Here is a 22,276-nt window from a genome sequence, read left to right as displayed (position 1 = left end):
CGACAATGATGCCGCCGACTCTTGACTTTGCCTGGTGGAAGTGATTCTCTCAGATTGCTACATACGAGAGGGATTCCGAAACGGTCACGTTTTGGGGGCCTTTTTTCTTGTCTCCGCGCTTCCTTTCCTGGTTTCGCGTGTGTCTGGTGGACGAGCGGCCTGCGAGAGGGCCGAATCAGTCCGAAAAGCTATGCCGAAACGGGCAGGCTGAGCCTGCCGTCATTCTCAACTTTTGGTCTTCAGATGTTCCGCATAGGCCCGCTTCACATGCTCGGAGAGAGCATCGAGGAAGGCCTCGTCGACATCCTTGGCAAAATCGATCCTGACAATACGTCCCTGACGTTTGTAACCGGCAAAAACACGGCCTCCAGGCGCCAGCAATTCAACCGGCTCGGCCTTCTCGCCTCGCACTGCCGCGGGTTGCGTCAGCCGCGCAAGCAGCAGTTCGAACCGCCGGTCGGTGTCCGATTCCCGAAAAATAGCCTGGCCGATCTCGTCGGCAGCCGTTTCGGAGGAAGCCTTGGCGCCGAAAAGCTCCATGAGCTTCATCCACCGCTCACGGCCTGCCTTCGGCGCAGGACCGATCGCGCGGATCACCGTCTCGGGAATACCCTCGGCCACCTGGAGAAGGCGCGACAGTTCCGATTTCTGGACTGCAAGCGCCTCGCCAATCAGCCGACGGTCGAAGCCGCGGCTCACCAGCGTGCGGGCAAAAACCGCGCGTTCGATGAAGGACAGATTGCGCCGCTCGGCATTTTCCTTGCCTTGGGCAAGGATCAACTGGTCGTCGGTCAGGCTCCGAACCAGTGCCTTGACCTCGATCCCAAGAGCTGAGGCAGCACGCAGGCGACGATGGCCATAGGCCACCTGGAAACGGCCGTCCTCGGAGGGGTGAGGCCGCACCAGGATCGGCACCTGCTGACCGCTTTCCCGCATGCTCTCGACGAGTTCGGCAAATTGCGGATCATCCACCTCGCCGGCCGTCAGGCGGTCGGAAACGAAGGACGCCTCGATGCGGTTGGTCGGAAGCGACAAGACGCGCTCGCCCTCTTCCAGAGCCTGGCGCAGATGGCGCACCTCTTCCGCTTCTCGGGCGATCGTGTTGAGCGACAACCCCATGGCCTTCACGGCACCGGATGCAGCGCGCAAGGGCGATACGCCAGCGTCCGCATTGGCGGGAGCAACAGGTGTTGAAGGCTTGGTCGCTGGAGCCGGAATAGCTATCGATTTGACTTCCGGCGCCCTCTGAAGTGAGGAAGCCGCGGGCGGGGCCCCGGCTACCGGATTGGCGGCGGCCGGCGGTATGATGGCGTCGCCGAACAGTGCCTTGATCGAATTCTTGCGGTCGCGGCCCGTCATGTCGTCCGCCCCCATGCCGTGTGGACCAGAGCCTCGATTTCACTGTTGACGGCATCGAGCGCTTCCATGGCCCGGTCATAGGTGCCGCGTGAGAAATTCTCCCGACCCACCTCATAGAGCGTCTGCTTGGTCAGGCCGGCATCGGACACCGCGGTCGATTTCAGCATCGGCGCCGTCAAGACGCGCTCGCCGAAAAGCGATCTCAGGAAACCAACGATCTGGGTCTGTGGCCCGTCATGCGGCTCGAAGCGCGTCACGAGATAACGCAGGAAGTCGAAATTTAGCTGACCGCCGGCTTCGCGCACAACCGACAGAAGGTCAGAGGTCATGAACAGGAACTGGCTCATCGATGCGACATCAAGCATCTGCGGATGCACGGTGACGACGACCGAAGTGGAGGCACAAAGGGCCGACAGCGTCAGGTAACCGAGCTGCGGCGGGCAATCGATGACGACGACGTCGTAATCGTCCGCGACACTTGCGAGCGCAGCCTGAACCCGGGCGAAGAACAGTCCCTGCGTATCGCCCGGCTTGCGCCCGGCGAGCGCCTGAGGCGTCACATGCTCGAATTCCTGCAGTTCCAGATTGCCGGGCACAAGATCAAGCCCGTCGAAATAGGTCGACCGGATGATCTCCCGCAAAGGCCGGGCTTCGGCATCGTACCGGATCGCGCCGTAGATGGTGTCGTTGCCGGACAGATCCAATTCCGGTTGATAACCGAACATCGCCGAGAGGGAGGCCTGCGGATCGAGGTCAACCGCCAGGACCCTGTGACCGGTCAGGGCAAGGTGCTGCGCCAGATGAACGGACGACGTCGTCTTGCCGGAACCGCCTTTGAAGTTGGTGACAGAGATAACCTGCAGATGCTCGCCGCGCGCCGGGTCCCGCCACTTCACATAGGAGCGCGCCTTGGTGTCATTGCCCTTGGCACGAGCCTGATCGGCAAGGAAATGGCGAAGAGCATTAATGTCCTTCAAGGAATAGAAGCGACGACCGCCGCTTCCGACGACTGGCTGCGGGCCGTCTCCGGCCAGCGAAAGCTGCCGCAAATAACCGTCCGACACACCGATCAGGCGCGCGGCTTCACCCGAGGTGAAGCTGCGCAGTGTTTTCTGCGAGGAAGGCGCAAACAAACGCTCCCGCATGGCCTGCAGTTGCGCAGACAGCGCCTGGGCGTCTTCCGCGATGGTCTCGTCGGCAGGGCGCAACGGCATGGCCTCTTCCAAATTTGCGTTGATCGATGGCTGACCCATCGGTCCTCTCCGTTCTTTCAGCCTGCTCGACCGGGAATGCCGCCATCATGGCGCAATACGGTCAAGCCGGGCAGACAGTCTATGACATCTGCGATTCTCGCGGCGATGGAAATACGCAATTGCGAGCGACTAACAGAATGTGACGTCAGTTACGGCAATGAGGCTCATTATCGCCTCTTGCCCGTAAAAGCCTCGCGGATCACCTGAGTCGCGTCAAGCGGTTTTTGGTTAACGAAATCTTAACGGCCACACCCGGGCGCCCAGCCGTTTGCCGCCGAGGGAACATCGGTGGGGCCAGACGATTGTCACCGTCAGTGACAGCAGCAAGGAGGACGTTGATGCGTTTCCACCGGTACCAGAACCCGATACCCGACTCGATCGTCGTCAAACTGTACACCTCCGGCGAGCAGGTTCGCGGCTATGTTCGCAAAATCACCGATCCCGCGATCGACGACACCATATTTCCGGGCGAGGAAATGGAGCCGGAGGCTGCCTTGCGCCTTGCCGAAACCCACAGCGGTGGTGAAGCTCCGATTTATGTCGAGCTGACCGAAGGAGTCGTGTGGCAACCCGAATGGGGTGACATCTCCTGAGGCTCTGCAAGCCTAGTGCGACCGCAGCCAGTCACTGAGTTCTGCCTCTGCGCGCTCCAGTGCACTGTAATTCAGGAGCTTGCGCAAGAGCGCGACAGTGACCGCGCGGGCACGCAGGTTGAAGCGCCCCTCCTCGCCTTCATCCAGCGTCATCTGGTAGACGTCGAGCTTTTCGTAAAGCGATTGCAGGCGGTTCTGGACGCTGCGGAGCGACAGGCCTCGCCGGCGCGCAATAGTGCGATCTGTCAAACCGAGCGCAATGTCGACCAGGATTTCGTATTCGCTGTCGCTGAAGCCCTTCACCTGACCGAGGCTCTTCTGCTGCATGCCGCGGACTTCACGATCTATGACGCATTGCGCCTCGACGAAGATAGAGCGCAAAGCCAGTTTGAGCCGTTCATCCGACGCCGATTTCAGCACATATCCATAGGCTGCACCATCAGGCACGATGCGGGAGACACCCCGCACATAGGCTTCGTCGGAATAGTTGGACCAGAACAGGATTCGGGTATCCGGTCGCTCCTTCCAGATGGTACGGGCCGCCTCGATGCCGTTCCTGGCGTTCATCTGCAGGTCCATCACCACATGGGCAGACTTGTGATCGCGGGCGAGCCGCTCGCCGTCTGCACCATTTTCGGCCTCGATGACCGTCTTGCATTCCGGCAAAGCCGCGCAAACGGCTTCCAGAAGATATGAGCGATGCAGCGGGTCGTCTTCGACGATCAGGACCTTCATTGTGTGTCTCCTGCGGATTTGCGCCGACCTTGGGCCAAGGGCAATTGCAAACGCACGGTGGTGCCGCGGCCGTCGCGATTCGGCCCCAGCGTAAACTTGGCCGAGATCAGGCGGGCCCTCGTCGTCATGTTGTCGATGCCGCCGCCGGATCGGCGCTCCTTGCGCGGGATGCCATGACCGTCGTCACTGACCTCGATGACAAGCGTTGTCGCAGTGTTGCGCAGGCGCACGGCGATCGCGGTCGCCCGCGCATGGCGCACGGCGTTGTTGATTGCTTCCTGCACGATGCGGAAGAGCGCGATGCGCACCGTCTGGTCGACCATGTCGATCAGGCCGTCTGTCTCGTCGGCAAGGTTGCATTCGATCTGTGAACCCTGGTCGCGCACCGCCCGGTCGAGATGGTTTTCCACCGCATGGGCAAAACCAAAGAGCTGCAGGACAGAAGGTTTTGCCTCCTCGATGATTTCGCGCAGGTCTTGCATGCAGTGTTGCAGGCTTCGGGCAATCGGCTCCAATGCCTCGCCATTCAGGTCGCGCTCCTGGATCAACCTGTCGAGACGGCGCGACAGACGGGTAAGATCGGCAAGCGTCTGGTCGTGCAGGTCCATACCAATGCGCTGACGTTCCCGCTCCAGCGCTTCGGTCAGGCTGAGCGCCCCGAGCCGCAAACCTTCCTCCCGAGCTCGCGCCTCGGCCTCCACGATCGCCGACTGTTTTGCTTGGTCGGCAGCGCGCAGCGCAAAGAAATAGGGCGAGAGCAGATCGGCGATCGACTGGGCATTCTTGACGTCGCCCGAGGTATAGAAATCGACCTGATGCGAGGAGCAGCTGAGCGCACCGATCACCTGCCCCCCGACCTTCAACGGCACATGGATGCGGCTGCGCAAATTGTGTTCGAAGATCGGCTGGGTAAAAGGGGTATCGCTGTAGTAGCGGCTTTCCTGCTGCGCATCCGGAGTCAGGAAAAAATCGATTTCGCCCCATAACAAGGTGCGGATGGGACTGCTGGTCACGGGTGCGGGCGCCGCCTGCCCCCAAAAGGTGTCGAGCCCGGTCTCATAAGCCGTGTGGTAGAGGCCGTTCACCATCATGATGCAGACATCCAGATGGTCATGCGGCACGATATGGGATACCTCGACGCCCACCGCCTTGATCGCGGAGCGGAAATCCAATTGCCCTGCCAGAAGTCGGGAAATCCCGAGATAGTGGTCGAGCAGCGCCGAGGGCGCAAGGTTGAGCATCGGTCGTCCTCCCATGGCGCCTGCTCCTCCAGGCACCACACCTTCTATAACACAGAGAGGTATAGCGCGCGTCCTGCGAGATCCCGCACCTTATTTCGTAAATCCCGCACATGCGCTGCCACCGTCGCCCTATACACATCCCCTGATCTATTCCATCTTGAGGGTGTCGAGGGGAGGAAACTCGACAGGGAGGTCGGCCGGAGCCACAGCTTGGCCGACAGGAGGAAACCGGTCCGACGAGACCGGGCAACAGGGAGTGAGATGATGAGAGCCACCAGAATTCTTCTGGCGACCGCCGCTTTGTGCGTCGCTGCGACACCGATGACGGCCCTTGCCGATACCTCGGGCAAGAAGATCGCCTTGTCCAACAACTATGCCGGAAATTCCTGGCGCCAGGCCATGCTGACCAGCTGGGAAAAGGTCACCGGCGAAGCTGTGAAGGCCGGAACGGTCGCCGCAGCAGACGCCTTCACGACTGCCGAAAACCAGGCCACCGAACAGGCCGCCCAGATCCAGAACATGATCCTGCAGGGTTATGACGCGATCGTCATCAATGCTGCCTCGCCGACCGCGCTCAACGGCGCCGTCAAGGAAGCCTGCGATGCCGGCATCACAGTCGTTTCGTTCGACGGCATCGTCACCGAACCCTGCGCCTGGCGCATCGCTGTCGACTTCAAGGAGATGGGCCGCAGCCAGGTGGAGTATCTCTCGGGCAAGCTGCCTGAAGGCGGCAATCTGCTCGAGATCCGCGGCCTTGCCGGTGTCTTCGTTGATGACGAAATCTCGGCCGGTATTCATGCCGGCGTCGAACAGTTCCCGCAGTTCAAGATCGTCGGCTCCGTGCATGGCGACTGGGCTCAGGACGTCGCGCAGAAGGCCGTCGCCGGCATCCTGCCGAGCCTGCCCGATATCGTCGGCGTCGTGACCCAGGGTGGCGACGGCTACGGTGCGGCACAGGCGATTGCTGCCGCCAATCGCAAAATGCCCGTCATCGTCATGGGTAACCGCGAAGACGAGTTGAAGTGGTGGAAGGAACAGAAGGACGCCAACGGCTATGAGACCATGTCGGTCTCGATTGCGCCTGGTGTCTCGACGCTCGCCTTCTGGGTCGCCCAGCAGATCCTCGACGGCAAGGAAGTGAAGAAGGACCTCGTCGTTCCCTTCCTGCGCATCGACCAGGACAACCTGGAAGCCAATCTCGCCAACACCCAGGCCGGCGGCGTCGCTAATGTCGAGTACTCGCTCGAAGACGCCCAGAAGGTCATCGCTTCGGCCAAGTAACATTTGGCCTTAATCGACCCTCCCCCGATCCGTCCGGCCTCGTTGCCGGGCGGAACGGGACAGGTGGCCCGCGCTGGGGCGCTGAGCGATTGCGAATTGGATGAAAGACATGAATGCGAACGAGGCAGCGGCGACCGTCGTCAGCGTCACGGATGCCAAGGTGCACTATGGCGCTGTCCGAGCCCTGGACGGCGTCACTCTGACGATACGAGCGGGGGAATGCATCGGACTCGTCGGGCATAATGGCGCCGGCAAATCCACCATCGTCAACGTCATCAATGGCGGGCTCACCCCGCATCACGGCGCGGTCGCCTTCGGCAGTTCGACCGGCCAGGGCATCAACGCCGCGCGCGAGGCTGGCATCCGCTGCGTGTTTCAGGAGTTGTCGCTCTGCCCGAACCTGACCGTCGTCGAAAACACCCGCGTCATGCATCGCGGGCTTTCCGGTTTCGGCTGGCGAAAGCGGGGCGCCGACATCATCGCGAAAAAGCTGAACGAGATTTTTCCGGGTCATGCGATCGACGCCTCCGAACAGGTCGGCAACCTGACGATTGCCGAGCGGCAGATGGTTGAGATCGCCATCACCTTCTGCGAGATCGGCAATCCGGTCCGCCTGGTTATTCTCGATGAACCGACATCCTCACTCGACGCCCGGCTGGCCGAGCAACTGCTGACTTACGTCCGCCGATTTGTCACGGCCGGCGGCGCCGTGGTCTTCATTTCCCATATCCTTAGCGAGATCCTGTCGATTGCGAGCCGCATCGTCGTCATGAAGGACGGCAAGGTGGTCGCCGAACGTCCGGCGGCGGACTTCTCGGAACACGGCCTGATCGAGGCCATGGGCAGCGTCGTGAAGGCACGGCAGGCGCGCATGTCGACGACGGCCCGAAGCGGCGCGCCCGTCATGACGGCGGCGCCGGCGCGCGGTGTGGGACTGCCGTTCCAAGCGCATCGCGGCGAAATCATTGGCTTTGCCGGCCTCGGTGGTCATGGCCAGACTGAGATGCTGATCAATCTGTTCAACGCCCGAAACGGCAATTGGCTGCGGTCCAAAGATCCTGAAGTCGCCTTCGTCGCGGGCGATCGGGCCGTCAACGGCACCTTCACGCTTTGGAGCATCCTGAAAAATTTCAGCATCGGCGTCTTGCCCGATCTGACACGTCTTGGAAAACTTGATGAGGAAAGAGAACGAGCGCTGGGCCAAGCCTGGAAAGAGCGCATTGGAATCCGCACGCCCGACATGGAGAACGGCATTCTGTCTTTGTCCGGCGGAAACCAGCAAAAGGCCCTCTTCGCCCGCGCGCTTTCGAGCCGCGCGCCGATCGTACTCATGGACGATCCCATGCGCGGCGTCGACTTCGGCACCAAACAGGAAGTTTACGCCATCCTGAGAAGCGAGGCCGAGAACGGCAGAACCTTCATCTGGTATTCCACCGAGATGGACGAGGTCTGCCTTTGCGACCGCGTCTATGTCTTCAACAACGGTGCCATCGTCGCCGAACTCGCCGGTGACGAGGTCTCGGAGGAAAACATTTTGTCTGCATCCTTCAAGGAGGCGGCGGCATGAAGGCTCACCTTTCTGCCGACAGCATCCGCCTGCTGATCCCCGCGCTCTCGCTCGCGGTCCTGCTCACTGCGGTCTTTTATCTTCAGCCGCGCGCGATGAGCTATACAGGGCTGAACCTTCTGTTCAATCTCGCAGTCCCGATCGCGCTCGCCACCATCGCCCAGATGCTGGTCATGACCATCAACGACCTTGATCTCTCGATGGGCACCTTCGTCAGCTTCGCGGCATGCGTTGCGGCCACCTTCCTCAACGATACGCCGCTGCTGGGTCTCGCGATCCTCGCAGGTGCCATCGGCGTCTATGCCGTCATCGGCGTTCTTATCCATGTGCGTGATCTGCCGTCGATCGTCGTCACGCTCGGCATGAGCTTTGTCTGGGGTGGACTTGCCGTCCTAATCCTGCCGGCACCCGGCGGCTCGGCCCCCACCTGGATCCGGGCCATCATGACCTCGCGCCCGCCTTTGGTGCCGATGGCGATCGTCGCCAGCGTCCTCATCGCGGTGGTCAGCCACTACCTGATCATGCGATCCTCTTTCGGTGTCGTGTTGCGCGGTGTCGGCGGCAATGCGCGCTCGGTCGAGCGTGCCGGATGGTCCATCATCGGTGCCCGCGCCTCCATCTATGCCCTGGCCGGATTGTTTGCCGTACTGTCGGGCATCTCGCTGGTCGGTCTCACGACCTCGGCCGATGCCAACATCGCCCTGCGCTACACGCTCCTGTCGATCGCCGGCGTCATCCTCGGCGGTGGTGAATTCGTTGGCGGGCGTGTGTCGCCGATCGGGGCGGTCATCGGAGCGCTCACATTGACGCTTGCCGGGTCGTTCCTGTCCTTCCTCAGGATCTCCCCGGACTGGCAGATCGGCGCACAAGGTGCGATCCTCATTCTGGTTCTGACCTTGCGACTGGCACTCAACCGCTTCGAAGGCCGGAGGGTTAAGTCATGACGGCCCTGATGAAACGTCCATGGATCTGGTCCTTCGTCGCCGCTGCGCTGGTCTTCGTCACGACCGTTCTGTTTACCGGCGGAGCAAGCACACTGGGCCTTGCCCAGGCCGCGCTGACATTCGCTGCGTTTTCGATCCTCGTCGGGCTCGGTCAGATGCTGGTCATCACGCTGGGCCCCGGCAATATCGATCTCTCCGTGCCTGCCAACATGACCCTTGCAGGCACGGTCGCGCTCAAGGTGATGAATGTCGACAACGGCACGATCCTCGTCGGCCTCCTGGTTGCCGTTCTGGTCGGGATTGTCATCGGCATCGGCAATTACGCGCTGATCAAGCTCCTGCGTATCCCACCGATCATCGCAACACTGTCGATGAGCTTCATCATCCAGTCGACCGCAATCTGGACCAATCGCGGCCTGCGCATCAAACCGCCCTCGGCGCTGGCCGATTTCACCACCGCATCGACGCTTGGAGTGCCCAACGTTGCCATTGTCGCCTTCCTGTTGTCCCTAATCGTCTGGTTCGTTTTGAACAAGACCGTCTACGGTCGGTGGATCGCCGCCATCGGCCAGAGCATCAGGGCGGCTCGTATGACCGGCATCCCGATCGATGGCACCCGCTTCGTCACCTACGTCTTGTGCGCAGTACTCGCCGCCGTTTGCGGCTATCTGCTGGCCAGCTTCTCGGGCGGGGCAGCCCTCAACATGGGCTCGGAATACCTGCTGATGTCGATTGCCGTCGTGGTCATCGGCGGCACCGCCGTCGCGGGTGGCAATTCCAACGTGCCGGGCATCTGGGGGGCGTCGCTCTTCATGTTCCTGGTCGTCTCGATGCTCAACACCTATGGCTTCGGGGCGGGGATCCGGCTCATCCTCACCGGCCTCATCATCATCGCCGTCATCATGCTGCCGAGCGCCCGTTCGCTCGACAAACGATAGAACCCGCAGGACGCGCCCATGGCTGACAACCCCGTGTATGAGATCCACGATCCGCGTTTCCGCGATCTCTTCGTCATCAGCGCCGAGCTCGAGGAACTCTATTCCGGCTGCCGCTGGGCGGAAGGCCCCGTCTGGTTCGACGATGCCGGCCATCTCCTGTTTTCCGACATACCGAACCAGCGTATCCTGCGGTGGGTCGAAGGCGGCGGCGTCTCGGTCTTCCGCAGCCCGTCCAATTTCGCCAATGGCCACACGCGCGACCGCCAGGGCCGGCTCGTTTCCTGCGAACATGGGCTGCGCCGGGTCACGCGCACAGAGGTGGACGGCACGATCACCGTGCTCGCCGACAGGCATGACGGCAAGCGGCTGAACTCGCCCAACGACGTCGTCGTCCACTCCGATGGAAGCGTCTGGTTCAGCGATCCGTCCTACGGGATCATGTCGGACTATGAGGGATACAAGGCGGACGAAGAGCAGGAGAGCCGCAACATCTGGCGGCTCGACCCAGTGACCGGTTCATTGTCGGTCATGGCCAGCGATTTCCTGCAGCCGAACGGTCTTGCCTTCTCTCCGGACGAGCGACGTCTTTATGTCGCCGATTCCGGCGCAAGCCATGCGCCGGAAGCCCCTCGGCACATCCTCGTCTTCGACGTTGCGGAAGGCGGCCGATCGCTCTCGAAGGGTCGCGTATTCGCAACGATAGACAAGGGCGTGCCGGACGGCATGCGCGTCGATATGGCGGGAAATGTCTGGTCGAGCGCTGCAGACGGGGTGCATTGCTTCGCCCCGGATGGCACGTTGCTCGGCAAGATTCTCGTACCTCAGGTCGTTTCAAACCTCGCCTTTGGTGGCCCACGCCGAAATCGCCTGTTCATCACGGCGACAAAATCGCTCTACTCGATCTACACGGCAACGACCGGCGCCCAACGACCCTGACGCCGGCGGCACAGCGGGGTCAAATGGGCGCCTGTTCGATGTCTTGGGTCGCCTCCAGATCCTGCTCGGCCTCGGCCACCGCCTGCCGTGTAAAGCCGCGCAGGCCGGATATTTCCTCTGCGTCCCGCTCGATCTGCACTTCGCTCGTTGCATAGTGCACGGCAAGCTTGGCGTTCGACATCAGGGCGTGCAGGTGGATCCGCTCGTAGCCGTGGGACGCGTCCACCCCAAAGGTGATGAGTGCGGTTCGAACGTCATGGCCCGCCTCGACCGCAGAGGCTGCATCCGAGCGATAGTAGCGAAAGACGTCCTTTTGCACGGGAATGCCCTGATCGCGGCAGATATGGTGCAACTTCTTCGAGAGGTGATAGTCGAACGGGCCCGTCTGGTCGGCCATTGCGAGCGTCACGCCGAATTCCTGCGAAGCCTGCCCCGGCGCGCTCGTCCCGTTATCGATCGCGACCAGTGAGGCGATCTCCGGCACCAGGGCTGCAGAGGCCCCGACGCCCACCTCCTCACCGATGGTGAACAGCCAATAGGTATCGACCGGCGTGACGAGTTGTTGGCGCTGCATGGCTTCGAGCGCGGCCAGCATGATCGCAACGCCTGCCTTGTCGTCGAGGTGACGCGAAACGATGAAGCCGTTTTCGAGAAACTCAGGCTGCGGATCGATGGCGACGATATCGCCGACGTCGATACCGAGTTGCACGAGATCGTGGCGATGACGGGAGAGGGCATCGATCCGAAGCTCCACATATGGCCACCCCGATGGTTGCGTATCCACTTCCTCGTTGAACGTATGCCCGGAGGCCTTCAACGGCAGGATCGTTCCGCGATAGGTGCCTTTGGATGAGAAGACGGAGACACGTGCTCCTTCGGCGAAACGGGCAGACCAATGGCCGATCGACACCAGTTCCAGCCGCCCATTCTCCTTGAGCCCCTTAACCTGTGCACCCAGCGTGTCGAGATGGGAGACGATGCCCCGCGCGGGCCGTCGGGCCGTGCCTTCCCTCAACGCCCGGATTGCGCCGCGGCGCGTCAGCTTCACATCCAATCCCAACTTTTCCAGTTCCCGCGCCGTATAGCGCACCGCTTCATCGGTGAATCCGGTCGGGCTCGAGATCGCCAACAGCGCTTTCAGCTGGCTCGTGAGGTATTCGGGATCGATCGCAATAGGGTCTGTCATGCATGACATGTGTCGCGCTGACGATTGAGGTCAAGCACTGAAGCCACACCTTCCCCGCAGGTCATGCATCCCAAACGAGAAAGACACTCAAACATAAAGCCGCAGAATTTCGCGCTTTCCCTCTTCAATCAGACGGCAAAAAGTGTAAACTAAATTTTACACTCACTGTGAGGCGGGACCCATGGCCCATCCATTTCCATTCTCCGCCATCGTTGCTCAGGATGAGATGAAGAAGGCTCTTCTGATGGCGGCGGTCGAGCCGCTGCTCGGCGGCGTGCTCATTTTCGGCGATCGCGGCACGGGAAAATCGACGGCTGTCAGAGCGCTGACGGAGCTTTTGCCTGTGATCGAAACACGGGAAGGCTGTCGCTACAACTGCCATCCCGCCGAGCCACAAAGGGCTTGCACGGTCTGTAATCCGGTCGCCGGATCGAAACCACTGATCGTCAAACGTCGCGCACCGATGGTCGACCTGCCGCTTGGCGCCACCGAAGACAGGGTCTGCGGCGCGCTGGACATCGAAAAGGCCCTGGTGGCTGGCGAAAAACACTTCGAACCCGGGCTCTTGGCGGCCGCCAACAGGGGGTTTCTGTACATAGATGAAATCAATCTGCTGGAGGACCATCTGGTCGACCTCCTCCTCGATGCAGCGGCCTCCGGCATCAACGTCGTCGAGCGCGAGGGCCTGAGCATCCGCCATGCCGCACGCTTCGTGCTGGTCGGGAGCGGCAACCCGGAGGAAGGTGACCTTCGGCCGCAATTGCTCGATCGCTTCGGACTTTCGGTCGATGTCCGCACGATCGACGATCTCGACCAACGCATCGAGGTGATCCGCCGACGTGACGCCTACGAGACAGACCCGGCCGGCTTCTGCAAGCTCTGGGCCAGGCGAGATGCTGCGGTCGGCCGTCGCGTCGTTGCGGCGAGCAAGATCCTCCGCCAGGTCGAGATCCCGGATCACGTTGTCATGCGCATGTCGCAACTTTGTCTGCGGCTCGGCATCGACGGAATGCGCGGAGAACTCACGCTGATGCGCGCAAGCCGGGCTGCGGCCGCGCTCGCAGGACGTCTCGCGGTCAACTGGGACGACGTTGCGGAAATCGCACCGATGGTACTCTGCCATCGCCTTCGTCGCGACCCGCTCGATGATGCCGGTTCGGCCCCAAGGGTAGAGCGCGCGCTGGCGACAATCGGGGAGACCGCCAGCGGCCGTCACGCCCATGGCTGAACTCGGCCCTCACGACGCCTATGACGCAGCCCTCGACCAGAGGGGTGCAGCGCTGTGGGCCGATGCACAGCTGGCGATCGAACTTCTCTCTCTGGGTGGCCCGGCGACCGCCGGCCTCTGGCTCAAGGCAAGATCAGGCGGCGTCCGCGATGTCTTCGTTTCCCGACTTCAGGATCATCTCGGTGCCGCCGTCTTTCGTCTGCCGCCCGGGGCCTCCGCTACCAATCTCACGGGGGGCGTGGACCTCGCGGCAACGGCCGCCAGAGGGCGCCTCGTTCGCCAGGCCGGGCTTCTGGCGCGTGCGCGGGGTGGCATCCTGCTCATCCCGATGGCCGAACGGCTTGATGCCTCGCTCGCTGCCATGGTGGCAAATGCCATGGATGCCGCCGAACAAGACAATTTCCTCCTGATCGCCATCGACGAATCGCTCGATGACGAAGCGCCGCTCTGCGCAGCGCTTGCGGACCGTCTGGCGCTGCGTATCGATCTCGACGGTATCGGCTGGCATCATGTGACCGACGAGGCCCGCACCGAAGGCGGACCACCCTGTGCGAGCAAGGCCTGGCGCGATGTCACAATCGACGACCGGCTGCTGAGAGGGCTTGCCTCACTCACCCGGATCACCGGGCACGGGTCCTCGCGCACTCTCGCGCATCTCGCCCGCATCACACGACTGCTCGCCTGTCACGATGGGCGCAACACGGCCGAAGAGCGCGACGTCCTGACTGCACTTCGGCTCTGTCTCGGTTTGCATCTTGCACCCCAGGCGGACGCTTCACCAAGGACGACAGAGGAGTCGGCCCCGAAGCCGATAGCTGAACCGGATCGGCAGGATGCCGCATCCAATACGAACGAGGCGTTGAACAAAGATCAAGAGGCCGATAGAGGCGGCCCGGTTCATCTCGACGCCCTGACGGAAATACTCGCCGCCATTGGCGCCGGCGTGCTTTCGGCCGATCCCTGGCTGTCGATCACCCAGCGTCCGAACCGCAATGCCGGGGCAGCCGGAAAATCTGGTGGACTGCGCAAGAACGCCCGTCGTGGCCGTCCATTCGGCATCGGTCTTGTGCCACCGCACCCCGAGGCACGACCGGATATCATCGCCACGCTGCGCGCGGCAGCGCCCTTTCAGCGGATCCGGGCGTCCCAGCGCCTTGCCGCCAGCATAACCGGCATCACGTCCGCCGCAGAAGTCACGACGCCACGTGCCTTCGTCATCCGGGACGATTTCCGTTATGTTCGGCTGCGTCATGCCGCACCTTCGACCGCCATTTTCGTTGTTGATGCCTCTGGCTCCACGGCACTGGAGCGGCTTGGCGAGGCCAAAGGCGCGGTCGAACAGCTGTTGGCACGCTGCTACGTGCGCCGCGACGAAGTCGCCCTGATCGCCTTCCGGGGTACGGGCGCAGATCTCTTGCTGCCTCCGACGCGCTCGCTCACGGCCGCCAAACGCAAGCTCTCGGCCCTTCCCGGGGGCGGCCCGACGCCCCTGGCCGCAGGCCTTCAAGCAGGTTTAGAACTTGCCCTTTCCGTCGAGAGACGAGGCAGCAGCCCGGTGTTGGTTCTCCTGACCGACGGCAGCGGCAACATAGCCCTTGACGGCACCCCCGACCGGGCGCTGGCAACCGAAGAGCTCATGCGCCTCGCCGCAAACTGCAAGGCGAGGGATGTCAGAACCATCTGCGTCGACATCGCCCGGCGCCCCCGAGAAAGTGTCACCCACCTGGCCAACATGCTGGGCGCCGACCTGCACGTACTGCGCAAGGCCGATGCGGGCCACATGTCGGCTCTGGTTGACAACTCCATGCGGGAGGCCCGGACATGAGCTTCGGACGTGACCGGCTGGACTGGGAGATCGATGGCCTTGACTGGCCGAACCGCAGCGCAAGCCAATTCATCGAGACCGGGTCCTGCCACTGGCACGTCCAGATATCGGGGCCGGAGGGCGCTCCCGTCATTCTGCTTCTGCACGGCACCGGAGCCGCCTCGCATTCCTGGCGCCATGTCCTGCCGCAACTCTCGACGCGCTTTCGCGTGGTTGCACCGGACCTGCCCGGCCATGGTTTTACGCGTTCACGAGAGGAGGCAGATCTGTCGCTTCCCGGCATGGTGCAGGCCCTGACGGAACTGCTGTCCCGTCTGGATCGCTGCCCAGCCATGATCGTGGGACACTCAGCCGGTGCAGCGATTGCCGTCACGCTTGCTGCTGGCACGTCTTCAGCCTTGCCGCGCCATGTCGTCGGCATCAACGGCGCATTCCTGCCGATCCGCGGCAATGCGCTGTTCTCGCCGCTTGCCAAGGCGCTCTTCGCCAATCCCCTTTCGGCCTCCATGTTCTCGCTGATGTCTCGCGTGACACCGCTCGGCGGCAATCTGCTGACTGCAACCGGCTCGCCGATCGATGAACGGGGCAGGGCCATCTATCGCATGCTGCTCGCTTCGCCCTCCCATGTTCGCGGCGCATTGGGCATGATGGCCGCGTGGGATCTCTCCCGCTTCGATGCCTCCCTGCAGCGGCTGCCCTTCCCGATGACGCTGATTGCGGCGAAAGATGATCCGATGGTGCCGATCGAGAACTCCGCCCATGCTGCGCGCCAGGCGACAGGCAGCCGGCTGATCCTAACCGACACGGGCGGTCACCTCCTGCATGAATGCCGCGCCACGGACGTCGTGCACTGGCTGAACGAGACCCTGAGCCAGCAGAAACCGGACGGAGCGGACGCCGCATGAATGTCGCCAGCCGCTTCCTGACATCGAATGTCATCGACCAACGACCCCATGCCGTCGTGATTGGGGCTGGCGTGGGCGGTCTCTCGTCGGGCGCCCTGCTCGGCGCGAAAGGTTATCGCGTCACCATTGTCGATCCCCTGGACGAACCGGGCGGCCGCGCCTACGCCCATCGGCAGGACGGCTTCACGTTCGATGCGGGTCCGACCATTATCACCGCTCCCTGGCTCTTCGAAAACCTCTGGCGCGATTGCGGCGGCCGTTTGAGCGACGATGTCGAGCTGAGACCCAACAGCCCTTTTTACCGGGTGCGCTTCGACGACGGGACGATCTTCGATTATTCCGGAGACCGCGAGGCCATGGAAGCCCAGATCGCCCGGATCGAACCGCGCGACGTCGCGGGCTACCGGAGTTTTCTCGAAGAAAGCCGGCGCATCTATGAGGTCGCCTTCGAAGAATTGGCGCACAAACCCTTCCACAGCCTTCTCTTCACCGCGAAGACACTCGCCGGCCTTGTTCGCCTTGGCGGATACCGCTCGGTGTATTCGGTCGTTTCCAGGCATTTCAAAAGCGACAAGCTGCGCACGCTCTTCTCCTTTCATCCGCTGCTGATCGGCGGCAACCCCTTCTCGGCCACGTCTTTCTATTGCCTGATCGCCCATCTGGAAGGAAAATACGGCGTCCATCACGCGATCGGAGGCACGAATGCCCTCGTGCGGGGGATCGCCTCGCTGGTCACACGCAACGGCGGGGTCATCCGCCTGAAGCAGACGGTTACCGCGATCGAGACGGAGGGACGGCGGGCGACGTCCGTGCGACTGGCTTCAGGTGAACGGATCGCCGCGGATATCGTCGTCTCCAATGCCGATCCCGCCACCACCTATGGCAAGCTTCTCAAAGATCATCCCCGGCGACGCTGGACCGATGCCAAGCTCGACCGCGCCGATTATTCGATGAGTCTATTTGTCTGGTATTTCGGCACGAACAGACGCTACGACGACGTGCTGCACCATACGATGATCTTTGGCCCGCGATACCGGGGACTGCTGGACGACATCTTTCGCACGCACCGTCTCGCCGAGGATTTCAGCCTTTATCTGCACAGGCCGACGGCGAGCGACCCGTCGCTTGCGCCGCAGGGCTGCGATGCATTTTACGTGCTGAGCCCGGTCCCCAACCTCAAAAGCGGGACCGACTGGAACGAGATTGCCGAACGCTATCGCCGGAAGATTGAAAAGCGGCTCGAGGCGACGATCCTGCCCGGCCTCTCCCGGCACATCGTCACCTCCCGCATCGCGACCCCACTCGATTTTCGCGAGCGTCTGTTGTCCTGGCAGGGGGCGGCCTTCGCATTCGAGCCGAAGCTCTTCCAGAGCGCCTGGTTTAGACCCCATAACAGAAGCGAGGAGCTCGACAACCTCTTCCTCTGCGGCGCGGGCACGCATCCCGGCGCAGGGTTGCCGGGCGTCGTGTCGTCGGCGCGGATCGTTGCCGATCTCGTTCCTGATTCGGCCACTCTCTTTGCCGGCCATCGGCACAGAAGCGAAAGGCACGACCGCCCATGAGCACCTCGGAGCCAAGCCTCTCGGATGGAACCTTCGCCCGCCCCCTCACCCGTCGGCCGATCCTGCTGAACTACGGCTTTTCCGGCGACTTCGAAGACCAGAAGGCCTGCTCGGCTGCAATTCGACGGGGTTCGAAATCCTTTCATCTCGCTTCTTTGCTTCTTCCCGCACGCACCCGTACGGCCGCCCGTGCGCTCTACGCCTTCTGCCGGCATTCCGACGACTTGATCGACGCCCCCCGCAGCGGCATGCCGGCGCTGCTGCGCCTGCGCGAGCGTCTCGATCTCATCTACGAGGGCACCCCTGAACCGATTGCCTGCGACCGAGCCTTTGCCCGTATCGTGCATGATTACACGATCGCCAAACCGGTCGTGGAGGCACTTCTCGACGGCTTTGCCATGGATCTCGAAGGACGCCGCCATGCGACCATCGACGATGTGAAGGACTATGCAACCTGCGTGGCGGCGAGCGTCGGGCTGATGATGGCGTCGGTGATGGGGGTGAGCGATCGTGCCGCGCTCGCCCGGGCCGTCGACCTCGGGATTGCCATGCAGCTCACCAACATCGCCAGGGATGTGGGGGAAGACGCACGAAACGGCCGGCTCTATCTGCCCGTCGACTGGCTCGACGAACAGGGAGTCGATGCCGATGCCTTTCTGCGTGATCCGAGGTTTTCACCGGCTATCGGCCGTGTCGTGAAAAGACTGCTCGACGAAGCCACCCGCCACTATCGGCTGGGTCACGCCGGCATTTCAAGCCTGCCCAAGGCGTGCCGCCACGCGATCCGCACGGCAGCGCTTGTCTATGAGGCAATCGGTTCGGGCATCGCCGCCAACGGCTATGACAGCGTCAGTCTGCGCGCGCGGACGGAACTGTCCACGAAGCTTCGCCTGATGGTCAAGGCCCGACGGGAAGACAGCCGTTGGACAGCGTCCACAGTGCGCGATCTGCATGCGGGTACAGAACCTGCTGCCCGAGCCCTCGTGGCGCTGAGCGCCGTGCCGCGCCAATACGCGGCGACATCGGCAAGTGCCGCAACCGACGCGGAGACGACCATCGGGCGCGTCGCGAATATTCTGCTCAGGCTGCATGGGGAGGCCCGTGCTGAGACGTTGAAACGCCGGAAGACTGCGCGAGAAAAGGTGGCGAGCCTTGCTTGAGAGCTATTTCGGCATCATCGAAGCTATCTTCGTCTTTAGTCTCGCAATTGCCTTCTACGTCTGGCAGATGCGCGACCTGAAGAAGGAAAAGGCCAGAGCCGCGGCGCGAGAGCGAGAGCGTGGAGCACGGCAGTTGACCGACAATGCGCCAGACGAAAACTAGCGCCGGCGCGGCATGCGAAAAGGAAGCATCAGCCTGACGAGAGGAGATGCGAGCCGCCGACAATCCAGGGTCTCGTGCATCATGGTGAGCCGATCGCCGAACATCGTGGTGTCGACCAGGGACCGCCGATAGAACGGCGTGTCTTCCAATTTGTTGCGCAGAACCGGCTTGGTGGCCTCGTCACAAGCAATGCCACCCCCCACCCCCCAGAAGCCCCGCTTCAGCGCTTGACTTTGGGGTGGGCGGAACGCCATGTGCTCCCCGCTTGCCGAGTAGACAAGCCCAAAACGATGGTTTTTGCCCATGGCCAATATCGCGTCGTAGAGAACCACGGTTCGGCCATCCTGCGTCTTACCCCGCGCCCAGTCCCAGCCGTGGAAGTCAAGCTCGAGGGCGCGCGTGCCGAAGTTCATGTCGTGGTAGCCATCTCCCTCCCAGCCGCCGCCGGGCAATGCCTCGCAGGAAAGGCTCACCCGTCCGCCCGGTGCGACCGGTTGCCAGGCATGCAGGCCCGCTTCATCGAGCCGATAGCTGTGGTTTGCCAGGAAATCGGGTCTGAGCCGGATCTCGCCGCGCATGCGCTCGGGCAGCAGCCGTTGCCTCGGCCATGGCAGGAACATCTCGTCGAAGGAAATCACGAACTCTGCCCCATCGAAGCGCGTGACGCTTGCACCGATCGCCAGAGACGATCTGTTTCGATGCAGATGTCGAACCGAACGCTCGGTCATCGCCCAGGCATGACCCGACGGACCATAGAGCGCGACATTGAAGGCAACGTGGTTCTCCGGGTCCTTGCGACCCGCCCAGTGGTAGTAGGGCGAGAAGACCGAACCGACAAAGGCGATCACGGTGAAGGCGAAACGCCCGCAGTCGCTGGTTCCATCGACATACCACCAGCGATAGCCACCGGGGCCAACCGCCTGGTCAAAGGCCGGTCCGCCATCAACCGGTCTGCCGCGAGCTTCCCCGAAAGCGCCGCCATCGGGAGCCCCGGACCCGGATGTACACTGCCACCCGCCAGATATAGCCCCGGCACTGGACCCTGCGAACCCGATCGGGCGAAGGATGCCATCCATCCGTGTGAGGCCATCCCGTAGAGGGCCCCGCCCGTGCCCGGATAGAGGTGCGCAAAACGATCGGGTGTCGTGATGCTCGACAGGACCGGATCGCCCGAAATCGTCAGACCGTTCAGCGCCAGTCGTCGTTCCATGGTCTTCAGACATGCACCGGCCTCACTTTCGCCGAAACGTCGACGGTCGCCGTCCGCCGGCAGATTCATCAGGGCATAGATGCGCTCTTGCCCGCCCTGCGACAGCGGCAGCCGACCCTGCGCATCCCTATCCTGCGCGCAGAGATAGACGGTCGGGTCGGCAGGTGCTTCGCGACGCTTGAAAATTGCTTCGAACTCTTCCTGATAGTCGTCGGAAAAGAACACCGTGTGATGAGCAAGCGGCACCCCTACCGGTTTTGCGAGACGGCATGAAACGAGCGCGGAGAGCGAGCGCTGCATCCTGGCGTTGACCGGATCGGGAGGCGCAATGCCGATCAGTCGCGGGAGCATGGCAACGTCACCGTTGAAGATGATCTGCCGGGTCTTCACGTTTCGTCCTGCGCGGGTGAGAACACCGGCGACGCAACGACGCGAAGGGTCCATCTGAATTTCGCTGACGGGGTCTCCGTACCGAAATTCCACGCCGAGCCCGACCGCAATCGCGCTCAAACGTTCGGCGAGCGCGCGAATGCCGTCGTCCACCATCCAGACACCCATCTGCTCGACATGGGCGACGAGCATCAGCGTGGCCGGTGACAGATAGGGTGACGACCCACAATAGGTGGCATAGCGACCGAAGAGCTGACGAAGCCGCAGATCTGAAAAATAGCTGCCAAGAGCCGACCAGAGCGTTGAAAACGGCCTGATCGCCAGGAGATCCGAGGGGCGGGCAATGCGGCGCGACAGAGAAACCGGATTGGGTCTGCTGGCATCAATGAAGCTGTCTTTCAGCACCTCGAATGTCCGACGGCTGTCCGCTGCAAAGCGGCGGTAGCCTTCCGCTTCGCGCCGCCCGGCGAAATCGGCAATGGCGCGGATGCTTTCTTCCTGGTCGGCGTGGAGATCGAGGCTGGCGCCTCCGCGCCAATAGTGTCGGGCAATCACCGAGCACCTTGTCAGCACCAGTTCGTCATCGATCGATCGACCGGCCGCTGCAAAGAGCGCGTCGAAGACCCATTTCATGGTCAGGACGGTTGGGCCGGCGTCGAAACCCCGACCGCCGACGTCAACCCGCCGGATCTTGCCCCCCGCCTCGGGCTGCGCTTCACAGACCAGGACGCGATACCCGGCAGCGGCCAGCCGGATGGCAGCCGCCAGCCCCCCCATGCCAGCGCCAACCACCACAACCGTGTCGTCAGCCGGGGCGACCATGATCCTCTCCGTAGCCAGTTGACTTACAGTAGCAATATGTCAATCTTTGTTTACACATTACAGAGTTGCGATTAATTTACAATCGCCCTTATCCGGAGGTGAGCCTGATGGATTTTCCCGAGCGCATCGAAACCGGTTTGCAGCGCAGCCTGCGTTACGCAACCGCAAACGGATGTCCGCCCCTCCTGGCGAAGGCGATGAAGCACGCGCTGTTTCCCGGCGGCGCACGCATAAGGCCACGCCTGTGCCTTGCCGTTGCTGCGGCCTGTGGCGATCGGCAACCTCTCGCCGCAGACAGTGCCGCAGTCGCGATCGAACTCCTTCATTGCGCCTCGCTTGTGCATGACGATATGCCGTGTTTCGACAACGCAGCGACCCGACGCGGCGTGGCCAGCGTGCATGCGCAATTCGGCGAGGAGATCGCGCTTCTGGTCGGAGACGGCCTGATCATCGCCGCCTTCGAGACGGTCGCCCGAGAGACGCAACAGACGCCGAACCTGACCGCCCCCCTGATCGCGACCATCGCCAATGCGGTGGGCACGCCTTACGGACTCGTGGCAGGACAGGCCTGGGAAAGCGAGCCCGACATCAACATCACTGCCTATCATCGCGCCAAAACCGCCTCGTTGTTCAGCGGCGCCGTATCCACCGGCGCCATCGCTTCGGGTGGAAATCCCAGGGAATGGCTGGTTCTCGCAGACGCCCTCGGCGCGGCCTATCAGGTCGCTGACGATCTCTATGATGCCGTCGGTCAATCCGACGCCGGCAAACCCGCCGGTCAGGACAGCCGCAACGGCAAGCCGAACCTCGTCGCGAGCATTGGCCTTGATGCTGCCCTTACGCGTCTCAAGCATTTGGTGATGGAAGCGGTTGACAGCGTTCCGGACTGTCCGGGCGCGGAGGCTTTTCGCGCCATGATCCGCAGCGAAGCGACCCGTCTGATGCCGAAGACGCTCGCCACCAGCGCAGCATAGGGTG

20 protein-coding genes are annotated in these 22,276 nt (G+C 62.5%); 13 read left to right on the top strand and 7 right to left on the bottom strand.

Annotation, left to right across the window (positions count from 1 at the left end; all coding sequences use genetic code 11):
- Nucleotides 1-225: 225 nt before the first annotated feature.
- Both repB and repA read right to left on the bottom strand, forming a co-directional pair.
- Entirely contained in the window at nucleotides 226-1,359 is a 1,134-nt protein-coding gene (gene repB, locus ACT53S_RS21230) for a plasmid partitioning protein RepB (protein WP_476068464.1), read from the bottom strand.
- Entirely contained in the window at nucleotides 1,356-2,612 is a 1,257-nt protein-coding gene (repA, locus tag ACT53S_RS21225) for a plasmid partitioning protein RepA (RefSeq protein ID WP_476068463.1), read from the bottom strand. Before repA ends, repB begins: the two co-directional genes overlap by 4 nt.
- Before the next feature lie 338 nt (nucleotides 2,613-2,950).
- Here repA and ACT53S_RS21220 point away from each other — a divergent pair, with 338 nt between their 5' ends.
- On the top strand, nucleotides 2,951-3,205 hold the full coding sequence (locus tag ACT53S_RS21220; protein ID WP_476068462.1) for a hypothetical protein: 255 nt from the start codon (nucleotides 2,951-2,953) through the stop codon (nucleotides 3,203-3,205).
- Nucleotides 3,206-3,217: 12 nt separating this feature from the next.
- Here the strand turns inward: ACT53S_RS21220 and ACT53S_RS21215 are convergent, their stop codons facing one another.
- Both ACT53S_RS21215 and ACT53S_RS21210 read right to left on the bottom strand, forming a co-directional pair.
- Nucleotides 3,218-3,940: a response regulator gene (locus ACT53S_RS21215; protein WP_476068461.1), complete on the bottom strand. Its 723-nt coding sequence runs from the start codon at nucleotides 3,938-3,940 to the stop codon at nucleotides 3,218-3,220.
- Nucleotides 3,937-5,181 carry a GAF domain-containing sensor histidine kinase gene (locus tag ACT53S_RS21210; RefSeq protein ID WP_476068478.1) on the bottom strand — a complete coding sequence of 415 codons (1,245 nt, stop codon included), beginning with the start codon at nucleotides 5,179-5,181 and terminating at the stop codon, nucleotides 3,937-3,939. The genes ACT53S_RS21215 and ACT53S_RS21210 overlap by 4 nt, the downstream gene beginning before the upstream one ends.
- Before the next feature lie 264 nt (nucleotides 5,182-5,445).
- On the opposite strand from ACT53S_RS21210, the gene ACT53S_RS21205 reads away from it, so the two are divergent.
- From ACT53S_RS21205 to ACT53S_RS21185, 5 genes are all read left to right on the top strand, one after another.
- Nucleotides 5,446-6,462: an ABC transporter substrate-binding protein gene (locus ACT53S_RS21205; protein ID WP_113376943.1), complete on the top strand. Its 1,017-nt coding sequence runs from the start codon at nucleotides 5,446-5,448 to the stop codon at nucleotides 6,460-6,462.
- A gap of 100 nt (nucleotides 6,463-6,562) precedes the next feature.
- Nucleotides 6,563-8,029: a sugar ABC transporter ATP-binding protein gene (locus tag ACT53S_RS21200; protein ID WP_476068460.1), complete on the top strand. Its 1,467-nt coding sequence runs from the start codon at nucleotides 6,563-6,565 to the stop codon at nucleotides 8,027-8,029.
- On the top strand, nucleotides 8,026-8,973 hold the full coding sequence (locus ACT53S_RS21195; RefSeq protein ID WP_476068459.1) for an ABC transporter permease: 948 nt from the start codon (nucleotides 8,026-8,028) through the stop codon (nucleotides 8,971-8,973). Before ACT53S_RS21200 ends, ACT53S_RS21195 begins: the two co-directional genes overlap by 4 nt.
- On the top strand, nucleotides 8,970-9,911 hold the full coding sequence (locus ACT53S_RS21190; protein ID WP_476068458.1) for an ABC transporter permease: 942 nt from the start codon (nucleotides 8,970-8,972) through the stop codon (nucleotides 9,909-9,911). Before ACT53S_RS21195 ends, ACT53S_RS21190 begins: the two co-directional genes overlap by 4 nt.
- 18 nt (nucleotides 9,912-9,929) lie before the next feature.
- On the top strand, nucleotides 9,930-10,847 hold the full coding sequence (locus tag ACT53S_RS21185; protein ID WP_476068457.1) for an SMP-30/gluconolactonase/LRE family protein: 918 nt from the start codon (nucleotides 9,930-9,932) through the stop codon (nucleotides 10,845-10,847).
- Nucleotides 10,848-10,866: 19 nt separating this feature from the next.
- On the opposite strand, the gene ACT53S_RS21180 is transcribed toward ACT53S_RS21185, so the two are convergent.
- On the bottom strand, nucleotides 10,867-12,033 hold the full coding sequence (locus ACT53S_RS21180; RefSeq protein ID WP_476068456.1) for an osmoprotectant NAGGN system M42 family peptidase: 1,167 nt from the start codon (nucleotides 12,031-12,033) through the stop codon (nucleotides 10,867-10,869).
- 181 nt (nucleotides 12,034-12,214) lie between these two features.
- On the opposite strand from ACT53S_RS21180, the gene bchI reads away from it, so the two are divergent.
- From bchI to ACT53S_RS21150, 6 genes are read left to right on the top strand one after another with little or no spacing between them, the layout of a single operon-like run.
- Nucleotides 12,215-13,261, top strand: coding sequence for a magnesium chelatase ATPase subunit I (gene bchI / locus ACT53S_RS21175; protein WP_476068455.1), 1,047 nt, complete (start codon nucleotides 12,215-12,217; stop codon nucleotides 13,259-13,261).
- Nucleotides 13,254-15,086 carry a VWA domain-containing protein gene (locus ACT53S_RS21170; protein ID WP_476068454.1) on the top strand — a complete coding sequence of 611 codons (1,833 nt, stop codon included), beginning with the start codon at nucleotides 13,254-13,256 and terminating at the stop codon, nucleotides 15,084-15,086. The genes bchI and ACT53S_RS21170 overlap by 8 nt, the downstream gene beginning before the upstream one ends.
- Entirely contained in the window at nucleotides 15,083-15,991 is a 909-nt protein-coding gene (bchO, locus tag ACT53S_RS21165) for an alpha/beta fold hydrolase BchO (RefSeq protein ID WP_476068453.1), read from the top strand. The genes ACT53S_RS21170 and bchO overlap by 4 nt, the downstream gene beginning before the upstream one ends.
- Nucleotides 15,988-17,553 (top strand): phytoene desaturase, encoded by a 1,566-nt coding sequence (locus ACT53S_RS21160; protein ID WP_476068452.1) that lies wholly within the window; start codon nucleotides 15,988-15,990, stop codon nucleotides 17,551-17,553. The genes bchO and ACT53S_RS21160 overlap by 4 nt, the downstream gene beginning before the upstream one ends.
- The gene (locus ACT53S_RS21155; RefSeq protein ID WP_476068451.1) at nucleotides 17,550-18,713 is read left to right on the top strand and encodes a phytoene/squalene synthase family protein; all 1,164 of its coding nucleotides are present in this window, start codon (nucleotides 17,550-17,552) and stop codon (nucleotides 18,711-18,713) included. The genes ACT53S_RS21160 and ACT53S_RS21155 overlap by 4 nt, the downstream gene beginning before the upstream one ends.
- Nucleotides 18,706-18,876, top strand: a complete 171-nt coding sequence (locus ACT53S_RS21150) for a hypothetical protein (RefSeq protein WP_160143238.1) — start codon at nucleotides 18,706-18,708, stop codon at nucleotides 18,874-18,876. Before ACT53S_RS21155 ends, ACT53S_RS21150 begins: the two co-directional genes overlap by 8 nt.
- Here the strand turns inward: ACT53S_RS21150 and ACT53S_RS21145 are convergent.
- Both ACT53S_RS21145 and crtD read right to left on the bottom strand, forming a co-directional pair.
- Nucleotides 18,873-19,724, bottom strand: coding sequence for a carotenoid 1,2-hydratase (locus tag ACT53S_RS21145; protein ID WP_476068450.1), 852 nt, complete (start codon nucleotides 19,722-19,724; stop codon nucleotides 18,873-18,875). The genes ACT53S_RS21150 and ACT53S_RS21145 overlap by 4 nt on opposite strands.
- Nucleotides 19,721-21,298 carry a 1-hydroxycarotenoid 3,4-desaturase CrtD gene (crtD, locus tag ACT53S_RS21140; protein WP_476068449.1) on the bottom strand — a complete coding sequence of 526 codons (1,578 nt, stop codon included), beginning with the start codon at nucleotides 21,296-21,298 and terminating at the stop codon, nucleotides 19,721-19,723. The genes ACT53S_RS21145 and crtD overlap by 4 nt, the downstream gene beginning before the upstream one ends.
- 107 nt (nucleotides 21,299-21,405) lie before the next feature.
- Here crtD and ACT53S_RS21135 point away from each other — a divergent pair, with 107 nt between their 5' ends.
- Nucleotides 21,406-22,272 carry a polyprenyl synthetase family protein gene (locus tag ACT53S_RS21135; RefSeq protein ID WP_113376819.1) on the top strand — a complete coding sequence of 289 codons (867 nt, stop codon included), beginning with the start codon at nucleotides 21,406-21,408 and terminating at the stop codon, nucleotides 22,270-22,272.
- Nucleotides 22,273-22,276 lie beyond the last annotated feature (4 nt).

The organism is Allorhizobium sp. DMC15, from assembly GCF_056314065.1.
This window is presented reverse-complemented; position numbering and strand designations above follow the sequence as displayed.